Source organism: Calditrichota bacterium, assembly GCA_013152715.1.
In the GTDB taxonomy this organism is placed as follows: domain Bacteria; phylum Zhuqueibacterota; class Zhuqueibacteria; order Thermofontimicrobiales; family Thermofontimicrobiaceae; genus 4484-87.
On the sequence record JAADFU010000096.1, the window covers coordinates 20,291 to 35,148 of the forward strand.

Here is a 14,858-nt window from a genome sequence, read left to right on the forward strand (position 1 = left end):
GGAGAGGTAAATGCAAAGAAATTTGAAAAAAATGAGCGATGAGAAATATGATCTGGTTGTCATTGGCGCCGGAATTTATGGCGCAGCGACGGCCTGGGACGCGACATTGCGGGGATTAAAAGTAGCGTTGATTGACAAAGGCGATTTCGGAGGCGCGACTTCGGCGAATAGTCTGAAAATTATTCACGGCGGACTGCGTTATTTGCAGCAATTTGACGTCAAACGAATGCGCGAGTCAATCCGGGAAAGAAAAATTTTAATGTACATTGCGCCTAATTTTGTCCATCCGCTGCCGATTTTGATGCCGACGTATAGTTGGAAATTAAAAAGCAGACCGGCGTTGGCGCTGGCTTTGCTGGCAAATGATATCGTTGGCTTTGATCGCAATGGTCTCGCGGATCCGCACAAGTATATGCCGCTCAGCAAAACCATGTCGCCGAAAAAGTTGAAAGAACTCATTCCCGGTTATGATAAATACAATTTGAACGGCGGCGCCTTGTGGTACGATTGCCAATGTTACAATACAGAGCGACTTTTATTGCATTACGTTATTTCTGCGGCGAATAAAGGCGCTGTGGTAGCAAATTATGTGAAAGCTAGCGGTTTCGTTCTGGAGAATGATCGAATTGCCGGCGTCAAAGTTCACGACATGATCTCCGGGGATGATTTTGTCATCCGGACAAACATGGTGATAAACGATGCCGGTCCCTGGGTGGACAAAATTCTGGCAGATCTGAACGGAAGAACTCCTCGGAAAAAATTCAATTTATCGACAGCGATGAATATTGTCGTCAATCGCGATATTATGGGGCAATATGCAGCCGGCTTGTCGGGACCGTACCGCCATGTTTTTGAGGACGGCCGAGAATACCGCGCCCATCGGATTTTATTTTTCGCCCCCTGGCGCGGGAAGACGATCATCGGCACCAATCATCGCCCTTACTACGGCGATCAAGATAAATTTAAAATTACCGAGGAAGAAATAGCGTCGTTTCTGGCGGATGTGAATGAAGCATATCCGACGGCAAAAATCAAGCGCGAAGAAGTCACTTATTTTTACGGCGGGTTTTTGCCCATGGATGGCACTAATCCTAAAACCGGCGAAGTACAACTGATGCGTCATTATAAAATTTTTGACCATTACAAAGAAGATAAAATTCAGGGGTTGATTACTGCCATCGGCGTGAAATACACGACAGCGCGGGATGTGGCGAAAAAGACGGTGGATTTTGTGTTTAAAAAAATGGGAAAAAAGTCGCCGCTCAGCCATACGGACAGAATTCGGCTTTACGGCGGTGAGATTGACATGTTCGAAGATTTTGTGAATGAGCGAAGCGAGCAACTCGCCGAAAAACTCGACCGCAGAGTGGTCGCTCATTTGAGCCACAACTACGGCTCTGCCATGGACGAAATTCTCGAATACGAACGCGAAGGTGAAGAAAATTTGCGGAAGCTTGACGGATCGGATGAAGTTTTGCGCGCTGAGGTGATTCACGCCGTGAGGAAAGAAATGGCGCAAAAGTTAGCCGATGTCATTTTACGCCGGACAGACCTTGGCTCTGCCGGCCATCCGGGGGAGGAAGCTGTCGCCGAAGCGGCGGAAATCATGGCCAAAGAACTAGGCTGGTCAAAGGAAAAAAAAGAGACGGAAATTCAGGAAGTTGAGCAAATTTACATTCCGGCTTAAAAATATTCGGATTTTCCAATCAATAAAATCGAGGCACAAAAAAATATGAACAAAACAGTATTGGTGACCGGCGCGACCGGATTTACAGGCGGACATCTGGCTGAAGAATTGGTAAAAAAAGGCTACCGTGTCAAAGCGTTGGCGCTGCCCGGGCAGGATAGGAGTAAATTGGACAAATTGGGCGTTGAAGTTGTGATTGGCGATTTGACGAAAAAAGAGACCCTGGCTTCCGCGGTGAAGGATGCAGAGATTGTTTTTCACATTGCGGCAATTTTTCGCGAGCAGGATGTACCGCGCCATCTGTTTTTTGACGTGAATGTGGGCGGAACGAAAAATTTGTTGGAGAGCGCGCTGGATGCCGGAGTGAAACGGTTTGTTCATTGCAGCACGGTTGGCGTGCAGGGTGAAATCAAAAATCCTCCGGCAAAAGAAGAAGATCCGTACAATCCGCTGGACTATTACCAGGAATCAAAAGTTCAGGGAGAGAAATTAGCGTTACAATTTTTCAGAGAACATGACATCGAAGGCGTGGTTTTCAGGCCGGTGGGAATTTACGGCCCCGGCGATACGCGTTTTTTGAAAATTTTCAAATTTGTGAACAGCGGAAAGTTTCGCATGATCGGCAGCGGGAACGTGCTCTATCATTTAACTTATGTGAAAGATTTGGTGCAGGGCATCATTCTCTGCGGGGAGAAGAAAGAGGCTGTCGGGGAAGTTTTTACGCTGGGCGGAAATGAGTACGTGACATTGAATGAATATGTGAAGATTCTGGCGGAGGTTTTGGGCGTGCCTGAGCCGAAAAAGAGGGTACCCCTGTTGCCGGTCTGGATTGCTGCTGTTTTGTGCGAGGCGGCGTGTTATCCTTTTCGCATTCATCCGCCACTTTATCGCCGGAGACTGGAGTTTTTCACCAAAGACCGAGCGTTTGATATTTCTAAAGCAAAGCGGCTATTGGGCTATAATCCGCAAGTTTCCTTAAGAGAAGGTTTGAAGATTACCGCTGATTGGTATCAAGAAAACAATCTACTTTAATTTTAATAGAGAAAATCTATGGCAAAAGAAAGAACGACATTAAGCAAAGACCAGATGGCAAAGAAAAGTCCGCGCCGGCATCTTTTCACATTGATCAAGGGAATCATCAGTGCAGCGTTGATTTACTATTTGTTGAACCGAACGAATCTGTCCGAAATTTGGGCGGCGGTTAAGTCTGCGGATCCGTGGATTTTGCTGCTGTCATTTTCGCTGCACGCGGTGGGATATTACGCCAGCGCTTATCGTTGGCGGGTACTTGCCCTGGCGCAGGAGATGGATTTGCCGGTCTCTTATCTGGTTGAATCTTACGCGGTGGCGATGTTTTTCAATAACATTTTGCCGTCCACCATTGGCGGAGACGCGGTTCGCGCTTACGATTCCTGGCGAAAAGGATTTCCGAAATTGAAATCCATCGCCACTGTCGGCGTGGAGCGATTTATCGGTATGTTTGCGTTAGTAGTTTTTGCCATCATCGCGGTGGCGTTGACGCGGGAAATCGGCCAGCATGTGCCGTTGTTGTGGCTGTGGGTCGTTCTGTGTTTTGTCCTGATGTGGCTTGTTTTGCAGGGAATTTTTCTACAACAGGGAAAAGCGCGAATTTTGGCAAAAATTTTTAACCTTCCGGGATTCGGCATTTTTCGAAAAATTGTGAATAAATTCTCCGGAGCATTTGTCAATTTAAGAGGAAAAAACAAAGCGTTGGTAGTTTCGCTGCTGCTTTCTTTGCTTTTACAAATCAATGTGATTTTTCACTATTTTTTGATTTCCCGAGCCATGGGATTGCATGTTCCATTTATGAAATTCTGGATTATTATCCCCATCGCTTTGTTTTTGCAAATGATACCGCTTTCCATCAATGGCATCGGTATCCGGGAAAACTTGTTTGTTTTCTTGCTGGGATTGTACGGCGTGACCACGGCGCAGGCGATCGCTTTTTCCTGGATCGCTTACGCCATGATTTTAGCGTTGGGAATTTTTGGCGGTGTTTTATATATTTTTAGAAAAGAAGGAAAAATTGATAAAACTTTTTTGGAAAAGGAGAGCGAAATGGCAACAACCGAAACCAAGACCAGAGAGGAAATTTTAGATACGCAGAAAGAGCTGCTTGATCAAAAAACATCGGCAATGGCAAAGTATCAGGAACTCGTTTTAGGAAAAAAAGGCTTGTGGAATTTGTTAAAGTTTGAATTGGTAATGACGTTGACAAGTTGGGTTCCTGGCGCGCTGGGCCTTGTTTTGAGAAAAAAGCTTTACCCGCTCATTTTGGGAAGTTGCGGCAGAAATGTTGTTTTTGGCGTCAACATTGCTATTCGGCATCCGCACAAAATTCATATCGGCGATAATGTGGTAATTGACGACCACTGCGTTTTGGATGCGAAAGGCGACGGCAACAAAGGGATAAAAATCGGCAATGGTGTTTTCGTCGGAAGAAATACAATTTTGACATGTCATGACGGCGACATTATTTTGGAAGATAATGTGAATATTGGCTTTAATTGTGTGATTTCTTCGTTGGGATCCATTGTGATCAAAGAAAATCATCTCATGGCAGCGTTTTGCTATTTAGTGGGCGGAGATCATGTCGCCGACCGAACCGATGTGCCTGTATTGTATCAGGGACGGACGGCCACCGGGATTGTGCTGGAAGAAAATATCTGGCTCGGCGCTGGTGTGGCTATTTTGGACGGCTCTCACGTGGGAAGAGATTCGATTATCGGCGCTCATGCGGTGGTGAACGGAAATATTGATCCTTATTCCATCGCCGTGGGTATTCCCGCCAAAACAATCCGCGATCGCAGGAAGAATGGGGAAAACAAAAAGGAAAAATAATAAAAATGGAAATTCTTTTTAGGAGCTGGAGATGATTGCGGGAATTCTGCATAAAAATAAAAACAAAGCAGCGGCAAAAGAAGATGTCCTGTCACTTTTGAAGCAAACGGCGAAAAACGGCTCTGCGATAAAGGTTGTGGGGAATAAAAATTTTGTTGTCGGATTTGCGCCGGATAAGGTTCAGACGATGGACAATGCGGCAAATCTTTGGCACAATAACAATGACACGGTGACGGTTTTGTTTTCCGGGCATATTTATAATCAAAAGCAATTTCCGGAAATTAGCGATGGCGATATGCCTGTGGGAAGAGTTTTGTATGAGCGATTCAAGGAAGCCGGAGTTGATTTATTTGATCAGATAAACGGCAATTACGCTCTTTGCCTGTGGAATAGCGAAACGCAGCAATTTTTTCTGACGCGGGACCATCTCGGCGTTGAGCCGCTTTATTATTTTGAAAATGAAGAAATTGTTGTATTTGCTTCGTCAATGGATGTGCTGCTACGCCATCCGGAAATCAAAGCAGAAATTGATTTTGAAGCGGCGTACCGCTACTTGCTTTTCAATTATAATCCCGGAACGAATACTTTTATTCGAGGGGTGAAGAAACTTCGTCCGGGATATTATTTCAAATTTGCAAACGGAAACGGGCAGACAAAACGATATTGGTTTTTGTCGTTTCAGGCGGATAAAATTTTGCAGGAGGAGGAATACGTCGCAGAATTGCTCCCAATGATGCGCGAAGCAGTGAAAATTAGGCTGGAGCAGAGCGATAGCCACGGTGCATTTTTGAGCGGCGGCATGGATTCGAGCTCAATTGTCGGGCTTATGAGCCCGATAGTGCAGGGCGATGTGCACACGTTTTCTTTTCGCTGCCGGGGAAAATCTTTTGACGAATCCCATTACGCGAAAATTGTCTCTGATCGCTACGGCACAAAACATCACCTGGTGGAATATTCGCCGCAAGAGGTGCTTTCCATTGAGGAAATTGTAAGTCTCATGGACGAGCCGTTCAGTGACATTGGCATCGAAGTTGCGTCGTACATTCTGGGCAAAGAGGCTCAGGGAAAAACTAACTACGTCCTCACCGGCGATGGCGGCGACGAACTTTTTGCCGGCCATCCGGTTTATCAGGCAGATCAAGTGGCGCAGAAATTTTCCCGTCTGCCGCGTCCGGTGCAGAAAATGATCACCAGTATTTTTAGGCTTTTTCCTGACACGGAAAAAAAGAAGAGCTTTGCCGTCAAAGCCCAGCGCTTTGCCTACAGTTACCAATTTCCGGCGCAATTATTCAGCAATCGCTGGCGAATTTATTACACGGACAAAGAATTCAAACAATTGTTGAAAAATGACCTGCACGAAGAACTGACAGGCGCGGATCCGTTAGCAGAAATTGTCAGCATTTATCAGGAAGCAGACGGCGACGATTTTCTGAGTAAGACGCTTTACGGCGATTATCACACAGTGGTGAGTTTTTATTTGCGGCGAATGCAGCTTTTGCGGGCGTTTGGGATCGAAGGCCGATTTCCCCTGTTTGATCCCAAATTGGTGGAGTACGCGGCGAAAATTCCGTCTGAATTGAAGTTGCGCGGCTCGGAGACGAAATATATCCTCCACAAAACAATGACTGGCGTGTTGCCGGACGAGATTGTTTTTCGCAAAGACAAATTAGGGCACAGCGTCCCGTTCAAAAATTGGCTGCGGGACGAAGCGCAGATAAAATCTTTTGTCACGGATATTTTGTCCGCAAGCGCGGTTCAGCGGCGTGGTTTGTTCAATTACAAATTTGTAAGTAATTTATTGGAAGAACATTTCAAGCGAACGAAAAATAATTCTCATCGCATCTGGGCGCTGTTGGTGCTGGAGCTGTGGATGCAGAAACATCTGGACTGATCGCATGTCAACGCCGGTCGGACATTCTATCGCCGGATATTTTTTTTACGTTTTCGGCGGCGGAGAGAAGAAAACAATTGATTGGAAGAAACTGATACTTTTTGTGTCTTTGGCAAATCTGCCGGACATCGACTATTTGTTTGGCCTATTTGTCGGGCGGCCGAATTTGTATCATCACCAATTTACGCACAGTTTGGCATTTGCGTTTATTATTGCAATCATATTCGCGACGTTTTTTCGCGGGATTTTGACAAAAAATTTTTGGGCATCATTTTTGATTGTTTTCGCATGCTATGGGTCGCATATTTTGATTGATTATTTTACGCTGGATACATCTTTGCCCTTTGGGGAACAGCTTTTTTGGCCCTTCAGCAAAGCATACTTTGTCAGTAGTTTTTCCATTTTTCGCGATATTCACAAAGGCGACACTCCCGGCGATTTTGTGAGAAATTTATTTTCTCTTTATAATTGGATTACGGTATTGACAGAAATTTTCATTTTCACAATGATTGGCGCGGCAGCCCAATTAGTCAAAAAATTTACAGCAGGAAGAAATCAATGAATCAGCGCAAACTTGATTTGTCAATAGTTGTACCGATTTACAACGAAGAAGAAAATGTGGCATTGCTGCACCAAGCAGTCACTGATGTCATGAAAGATTTGCACCTCAGATACGAATTGATTTTGGTGGACGACGGCAGCACGGACTCTACGTTGGAAATATTGAGAAAAATTCAGAAAAATGATCCCAATCTGAAGGCGATCAAATTTCGCGGTAATTTTGGCCAGTCCGCGGCGATGGCGGCCGGATTTGAGGCGGCGCGCGGCGAGACCGTGGTTGCCATGGACGGCGATTTGCAAAACGATCCGCGGGATATTCCGAGGCTGTTGGAGAAACTGGACGAAGGCTTTGATGTGGTCAGCGGCTGGCGCAAGAATCGAAAAGATAAATTGATCGTGAGAAAGGTTCCGTCGCGCATCGCGAATCGTTTGATTTGTTCGGTCACCGGAGTAAAGTTGCACGACACCGGTTGTTCGTTGAAAGCGTTCCGCCGGGAAATAATCAAAAGAATCAGTCTGTATGGCGAATTGCATCGTTTCATTCCGGCGCTGGCGAAATTGGAGGGCGCAAAAATTACGGAATTGGCGGTCAATCATCATCCGCGAAAATTTGGAAAATCAAAATATAACATCACGCGCACGTTTCGTGTGATTATGGATTTGACGACGCTCAATCTTTTTCTCAAACATTTGAAAAACCCGCTGCGCTTTTTTGGCGGATTAGCAGCGTTGTCATTGTTTTTGGCGTTTCTGGCGACAATTTTGACCGGCGTCGTTTTGATCAATAACAATTTTGAGCCGGCGAGCATGAATGTTTTGATTACGCTCATTTTTTTGCTCGTCGTGACAATGTTTCAGTTTGTTTTTATCGGGTTGTTGGCGACGTTGATTGTCCACACAGGAAAAAAGAAAGCATTTTATTTAATAAAAAAATAAAGGAAATGGATCAGCAGATGAAACCACAGCACGCGGCAATGAAATCATTGGATGAAGAGACTTTGCCTGTTGTCGAGTCTTTCGGCCAGCCAAAATACTCCGTAATCGTTTCGCTCTACAATAACGCGGACGAGGCGGGCGAACTCATTCGCTCCCTGCTTGACGCATTTGCAGCGATCAGAAAATCGTTCGAGATTGTGCTGGTCGACGACGGCAGCGACGACGGGACGCCGGAAATAGTGGAATCAATTGTCGGAGAAAATCAGCAGTTAAAATTGATTCGCATGCGTTCACGATTTGGTGAGGCGAGCGCATTTAACGTGGGGTTGACTCAGACGACGGGCGATATTGTTGTTTATCTGACTTCTCGCGTTCGCGTCAATCCGAAAAATTTGCTTCGGCTAATTGAAAAACTGGAACAGGGAAAAGATCTGGTTGTGGGCTGGCGTCATCCGCGGCGGGATTCAAAATTGAATCGAATCATTTCCCGAATATTTAACGCGATCACGTGCCGTCTGGCAAAAATTAATCTGCATGATATTAATAGTGGCGTATTAGCCACAAGACGTGAAGTCTTGGAACACATTGATATTTATGGGGATATGAACAATTTCATTCCCATCCTCGCGCGGCGTCAGGGGTACAAAATAGCAGAAGAAAAAATCGAGCAATTGCCGGGGAAATTTCGCAAATCAAAATATTTACGCGAATATTTGCAGCGGCTGTTGGATATTTTAACGGTGGTTTTTCTGACAAATTATTCCAAAAAACCCATTCATTTTCTGGGATTTGTCGGTGCGGTGTTTACGCTGCTTGGCGCCGGAATCGAATTTTATCTTTTTGTTTACCGTATTTTGGCGTTAGGACCCATTGCCGGCAGACCGCTGTTGCTTTTGGGCGCTCTGTTGTTGGTGATCGGAATTCAGTTGATTTCTATCGGGCTATTGGGGGAGATGATTATTTTTACGCATGCGCGGGACATCAAAGAATACAACATCGAAGAGATTATTGAAAGCAAAAGAGAGTAGTGAAAAAGATGAAATTGATCATTCAAATACCTTGTTTGAACGAGGAAGAAACTCTCCCGGAAACATTGAAGCATCTGCCTGAAAGAATCGACGGCGTGGATGAGATCGAAGTTCTGGTGATTGACGACGGCAGCACGGACGCCACTGTCCGCGTGGCGCAGGAGCGCGGTGTTCAGCATATTGTTAAATTTACGAACAACAAAGGTCTGGCAGAGGCTTTCAATGCCGGGTTGGATGCTTGCCTCAAGTTGGGCGCCGATATTATTGTTAACACAGATGGCGACAATCAATATCGCGGAGAAGATATCGAAAAATTGGTCAAGCCCATAATTGATGGCGAAGCGGATTATGTCATCGGAGATCGTCAGGTCAACGGTATTACCCATTTTTCATTTGCAAAAAAGAAATTGCAAATATTGGGTAGCTGGGTAGTAAAACATGTTTCGGATACTGACATTCCGGACGCCACTAGCGGATTTCGCGCGCTGAACAGGGAAGCGGCGTTGCGCATCAATGTCATTTCAAAATTTAGCTACACTCTGGAAACAATCATTCAGGCGGGCAAGAAAAATTTAGCGCTCACCCACGTTCCGATTCGGACGAATGAAAAATTACGCGATTCGCGTCTCTTTCGCAGCATCCCGTCATATATCAAACGGTCGATTTTGACAATATTTAGAATTTACACGATGTACGAGCCGTTGAAAACATTTTCTTTGATCGGCGGAGGAATTTTTGGCGCGGGTACATTGATTTCTTTGCGTTTTGTCTATTTTTATTTGATCGGACACGGCGCCGGTCATATTCAATCGTTGATTTTATCGGCAGTCTTGATGATGATCGGTTTTCAGGTGATCATGATTGGTCTTGTCGCTGACCTCATCGGCGGCACCCGCCAATTGATTGAAGATACTTTGTTTCGAGTCAAAAAAATAGAAATGAGTCAGAGGACAAGTTCCAATAACAAGAAGAAATGAATGTTTTCGAAAATTTAAACAGAGGAAAAAATATGATGAGATTGGCAGTCATTGGTATTGGAAAAATGGGAATGTTGCATGCGGGCATAATGAATGCTCTTGATGATGTTGAACTTTGTGCGGTGTCGGACACCTCGAATTTTTTACTCAATGGTGTGAAAAGTCTCAAGCCGAACCTTAATATTTTCAATGACCATGTGAAGATGTTGGACAAAGAGCAGCCGGACGCCGTTGTTATCGCCACACCGGTATTTTTGCACGTTCCGATGGCAATGGAGTGCGCCAAACGCGGTATTCCGTTTTTTCTGGAAAAGCCGCTGTCGCCAAACAGTGCGCAGGCGCAAGAGCTGATTGACACTGTCAAAAGTAAAAATCTTGTCACCATGGTCGGTTACATGATGCGTTATCTGGACACGTACATGAAGGCGAAAGCTGTTTTAGAGACTGGCGTGCTGGGGAAAATTATCACTGTGCACTCAACCATTTATGTGGCACAGCTTTTTCGTACCGGAAAAGGCTGGCGTTACAGCAAGGAGCAATCAGGCGGCGGCGTGGTGATTAGTCAAGCCACGCATTTGATTGATTTACTGCAATGGCTGCTGGGTCCTGTGGAAATGGTGACCGGCCACACAAAGAGTTGGTATTCGCAGGAGGTAGAAGATTTTGCTCACGTCCATTTTGAATTCAAAAGCGGCTCTATGGGCTGGATGGATTCATCGTGGAGTATTCGGCACCATCGGCTGATGCAGGTGAATATCGAAATTCATGCGGAAAACGGAAATCTTTTTATTTGCGATGATTATACAAAATTGTATCTTGACGACGCGAAAAATGGATTCAATTCTGGCTGGACTAACTGGTACAATCCCGATTTGTTTCATGGCGTTGAAATTGATGTGGGCGGACCCCATTATTCGCGGCAGGGGATTGCTTTTATTGATGCGGTAAAAAATGGGAAACCGGTAACGAGCGATTTGAGAAACGCGTTCGAAGTGCAAAAAATTGTTGATGCGATTTACGAATCGGCAGGGAATCACGGACAACCCACGCGAGTTTAATGACGACAGGAGAAAATTATGATTGATCGTATATTATTAGGACATAATCAGTTTTTTGGCGTCAACCATCTTGACGCAAAAGTGGGCGATAAAAAGGCGGCGCAATTCGGCCAGGTACAGAAAATTATGGATATCATCAATTTTTGCTACGATCAGGACGTCAAAGCGATGATGATGTCCACGCACGAAAGAGCTCTTTTGGTGGCTGAAGAAATTCAAAAGTCGGATCGCTTGCGGGAAAATTTGGGAATTTACTTGCTGGTTCCTTACATTGCAAAATATATCAAACAAGCCAATGAAAAAGGAATTGTCAATATTGTACGGGATTCTTTGAAAGAAACAAGTTTCGCTAGCAAGCTGGGCATGTTCATGCGCGGTGGAATGGGGTTGTTGACCAAAGATGTAAAAACGATGATCAAATTGCTGGTGGATTTTGAAGTGGCGCCGTTTTCCAAACTGAATTTGAAGGCGATTTTTCTCCACGACGCGCTGACTGATTTGGCGCTCGGCTGGGACATGCCGGATGTGCTGGAGCTGTTTGCTGATCATGTGCAGAAAAAGTACAATGCCGTTCCGGCTTTTTGCACAAAAAATTTACCGCGTTTGATGAAATTGCTTGAAAGAACACCCATCAAAAATCCATTGATCATGGCATCAATTAACAAATTGGGCTATCAGGTAAATCCTTCCCGCGAGGAATTCGAAGATGCATTGAAAAAATATGAGTTGCAGCTTTTGGCGATGAGCACGCTGGCAGCCGGGTATTTGAAGCCGAAAGAAGCCTATGAGTATTTATTTTCATTGCCGCGTGTGGATTCAGTTGTTGTGGGTCTTTCCAGCACGAATCATGCGGTAGAGACATTTTCGGAGATTCGGAAACATATTTAATTGAAAAAGGGGACTTATTGATCGCCCACTTTTACATTTTATGGAGGAAAATACAATGAAATATTTTCTCGTGTCAGGAGCATGCGGCTTTGTCGGGAGAAATTTGGTAAAGCGATTATATAAAACAACTGATGCAATTATTTTTATGATTGATGATCTTTCCATTGGCACTCATCCGTCACAATGGTTGGCAGATACAACTGTTGTGCAAAATAAAGACCTGGAAATATTTGGCAAAGATGAGAGACTTGTTTTTTGGAAAGGGGATTTCAGAAAATTTGTGGGGGATCTTTTAGAAAATCCGGCATATCTGAAAGATAAATATGGGATGAATATTGATAAATTTAATGATGTATATCATTTTGCGGCTATCGTGGGTGGGCGCGCGAAAATTGATGGTGACCCCATGGCTGTGGCTTTAGACCTTGCCATTGATGCAGAATTTTTCTATTGGGTTTGCCAACATAAGCCGGATAGAGTTCTTTATCCGAGTTCGAGTGCTGCCTATCCTATCGACTTGCAAGCTGAAAGCGGCGCAGTTGCACTGAAAGAAACAGACATAGATTTTCAATCGAATCTTGGAAAACCGGACATGACCTATGGCTGGTCGAAACTCACCGGAGAATATCTTGCACAAATCGCTGCAAAATATTATGGAATTTCAGTTGCCTGTGTCAGGCCTTTTTCTGGCTATGGCGAAGATCAGGATCTCTCCTATCCTGTTCCTGCAATCGCTGATCGCGCTGCCAGGAAAGAAAATCCTTTTGAAGTGTGGGGAACAGGAAAACAGGCGAGAGATTTTGTGCATATTGATGATGCCATCGATTGTATCCTGATGGCAATGGACAATATTCATGATGGTTCGGCGATTAATATTGGTTCAGGGAAATTAACTTCTTTCCTTGAAATCATTGAACTTTTTACAAAATTTGCCGGTTATAAGCCCACAATTAAGCCTCTGCTGGATAAACCAGTGGGCGTGCATTCCAGATACGCAAATATGGACTATGTGAAAAGTAAATTTGGCTGGGAGCCTCATATTTCTCTGGAAGAAGGAATGCGCCGGGTTTATGAAGCGAGGCTAAAAGAGATTTAAATTCCAATGAAAATTTAAAGAAGATTGGAAATGTTCACTATTGACAGCCAGTAGAGGGAAAAATGGAATCAAAGAAAAAAGTCGTTGTTTTTGGGTCGGGTCCGAAATTCATTGGATTCGGTCTTTACAACACTTCGTTAGCCAAAGCATTAGACAAATTTCCTGACACGGAAGTTTATTTGGTTTCCTGGTCACACCCTTATCCTGCGATCATTCCCAGAGATAGCGTGGATCATTCAAGTAAAACGGAAGAATTGTTAGAGGGGACCAACGTAAACCTTAAATACGTCACTAATTTTAACAACCCTCTCACATGGTATAAAACGTATAAACTGATTAAAAAGATAAATCCCGACGTTGCAGTTTTCCAGTGGGCAATATCAGTCCAGGGTATTCCGATTGGGTATATTGTCAATAAGTTAAAGAAAAAAACAAATACTGAAATTATTTTTGATTTGCATTTTGTGAAGCAAAAAGAAGAAAGTTTATTAGACAAGCTCTTGACTAAAAAGGCCCTAAAAAACGCTGATTCGTACATCACTCATGATTACAAAACGGCTGAAGAATTAAAAGAAGTTTTTCCTGAATATAAGTTTGAGTTAAATGAGAATGGGGAAAGAGCAAAAGGAGACACAAAGACCATAATAAAATTGTTTCATCCTTTGTATGATACATTCAAACTTGACCCCAATTTTGATATTGAAAAGCATAAAAAAGAGCTCAATTTGCGGAAACATGTCTTTTTATTTTTTGGTTTTATCCGCAAATATAAAGGGCTACATGATGCGATTAGGGCATTTGCCAAAGTCGTGCAAAAAAGGGATGATGCCTCTCTTTTGATTGTCGGGCAGTCTTTTTGGAATAAACAAAACACAACCGGACGTATTGCGAAAATTAAAAAGTTTGCTTTCAATGTCGTTCGGTCTCTATTTTTGAAAAAAATGGATGTTGAACAGGACTATCGGCCCCTGGAGCTCATAGATGAATTAGGGATTTCTGATTATGTCACTGTTGTAAATGATTTTGTTCCCAACGAGGATGTGCATAAATATTTTCAGGTAAGTGACTGCATTGTTTTATATTATTTGAAAGCAACTGCTTCGGGCCCGGAGCATATTGCATATAATTTCAATGTCCCGGCGTTAGCGACAAAGGTGGGACATTTTCCGGAAACAATTAGACATGGATATAACGGATATTTGGCTGACCCTAATGATGTGGACTCAATGGCGCAACAAATGATTAATTTTATTGAGAAACCAATTCCGCCGGAGCATGTCACGGAAATTTGCAAAGAGCTGAGCTGGGAAAATTATGCCGGAAAAATCTTAAAAGGAATACAATGAAAAAAGTTTTGATAATCGCGCATTATGAAGAAGAGTAATTGAAGATTATTGTGAGCCTGGCGGAAATTTTTATTTTTTTAAAGATGCTTGTTTTAATTTTTTTATTGAATAAAGGAGGCGCAAAATAAGGTATTATCGAGATAGTGAAGCGCAAGTTACACACCGTAAATTTGTGCGGTGATTCTATAAATTGCTAATTATTGTGGCTTTTTTATCTTTAGGGATTAATTTGTGTTGTAGCGCGGTGTCTATTGCAAAAATTTATAGATCGAAGGTGATAAATTTTAGAAAAATGAGTGGATGATGGAAGGCGCTTTTAAAGAAAAAATTGACATTTCTATCGTTATACCCAATTATAATTCCACTTCTTATTTGTTACGATGCCTGTCCGGAATATTCGCGCAGAAGGCTGAGTGCAATTATGAAGTTATTGTTGTGGATAGTTCTGATGACGATCCCTCTGAAATAGTTGAAAGAGAATTTCCTCAAGTAAGGTGCCTTCATTTTGAAGGGAGGACTTATCCAGGG

Annotated in this window: 13 protein-coding genes; all 13 read left to right on the top strand. The window is 43.6% G+C overall.

The window, feature by feature from the left end:
- Positions 1-10 precede the first annotated feature (10 nt).
- Positions 11-1,687 (top strand): glycerol-3-phosphate dehydrogenase/oxidase, encoded by a 1,677-nt coding sequence (locus tag GXO74_08020; GenBank protein NOZ61615.1) that lies wholly within the window; start codon positions 11-13, stop codon positions 1,685-1,687.
- A gap of 45 nt (positions 1,688-1,732) precedes the next feature.
- On the top strand, positions 1,733-2,719 hold the full coding sequence (locus tag GXO74_08025; GenBank protein NOZ61616.1) for an NAD-dependent epimerase/dehydratase family protein: 987 nt from the start codon (positions 1,733-1,735) through the stop codon (positions 2,717-2,719).
- Positions 2,720-2,737: 18 nt separating this feature from the next.
- Positions 2,738-4,549 (top strand): flippase-like domain-containing protein, encoded by a 1,812-nt coding sequence (locus tag GXO74_08030; protein NOZ61617.1) that lies wholly within the window; start codon positions 2,738-2,740, stop codon positions 4,547-4,549.
- Positions 4,550-4,580: 31 nt separating this feature from the next.
- Positions 4,581-6,440, top strand: a complete 1,860-nt coding sequence (gene asnB, locus GXO74_08035; GenBank protein NOZ61618.1) for an asparagine synthase (glutamine-hydrolyzing) — start codon at positions 4,581-4,583, stop codon at positions 6,438-6,440.
- A 4-nt stretch (positions 6,441-6,444) separates the two neighbouring features.
- Positions 6,445-7,002, top strand: coding sequence for a metal-dependent hydrolase (locus GXO74_08040; protein NOZ61619.1), 558 nt, complete (start codon positions 6,445-6,447; stop codon positions 7,000-7,002).
- Entirely contained in the window at positions 6,999-7,937 is a 939-nt protein-coding gene (locus tag GXO74_08045; GenBank protein ID NOZ61620.1) for a glycosyltransferase family 2 protein, read from the top strand. Before GXO74_08040 ends, GXO74_08045 begins: the two co-directional genes overlap by 4 nt.
- Positions 7,938-7,954: 17 nt before the next feature.
- Positions 7,955-8,965: a glycosyltransferase gene (locus tag GXO74_08050; GenBank protein NOZ61621.1), complete on the top strand. Its 1,011-nt coding sequence runs from the start codon at positions 7,955-7,957 to the stop codon at positions 8,963-8,965.
- 8 nt (positions 8,966-8,973) lie between these two features.
- Complete coding sequence (locus GXO74_08055; protein ID NOZ61622.1) at positions 8,974-9,942, top strand: glycosyltransferase family 2 protein; 969 nt, start codon at positions 8,974-8,976, stop codon at positions 9,940-9,942.
- A 32-nt stretch (positions 9,943-9,974) separates the two neighbouring features.
- The gene (locus GXO74_08060) at positions 9,975-11,000 is read left to right on the top strand and encodes a Gfo/Idh/MocA family oxidoreductase (GenBank protein ID NOZ61623.1); all 1,026 of its coding nucleotides are present in this window, start codon (positions 9,975-9,977) and stop codon (positions 10,998-11,000) included.
- 18 nt (positions 11,001-11,018) lie between these two features.
- Positions 11,019-11,888 carry a hypothetical protein gene (locus GXO74_08065; GenBank protein ID NOZ61624.1) on the top strand — a complete coding sequence of 290 codons (870 nt, stop codon included), beginning with the start codon at positions 11,019-11,021 and terminating at the stop codon, positions 11,886-11,888.
- Between the two features lie 55 nt (positions 11,889-11,943).
- Entirely contained in the window at positions 11,944-12,984 is a 1,041-nt protein-coding gene (locus tag GXO74_08070; GenBank protein NOZ61625.1) for an NAD-dependent epimerase/dehydratase family protein, read from the top strand.
- A 62-nt stretch (positions 12,985-13,046) separates the two neighbouring features.
- Positions 13,047-14,330: a glycosyltransferase gene (locus GXO74_08075; protein ID NOZ61626.1), complete on the top strand. Its 1,284-nt coding sequence runs from the start codon at positions 13,047-13,049 to the stop codon at positions 14,328-14,330.
- 300 nt (positions 14,331-14,630) lie between these two features.
- A partial coding sequence (locus tag GXO74_08080; GenBank protein NOZ61627.1) for a glycosyltransferase occupies positions 14,631-14,858 on the top strand: 228 nt, incomplete at its 3' end.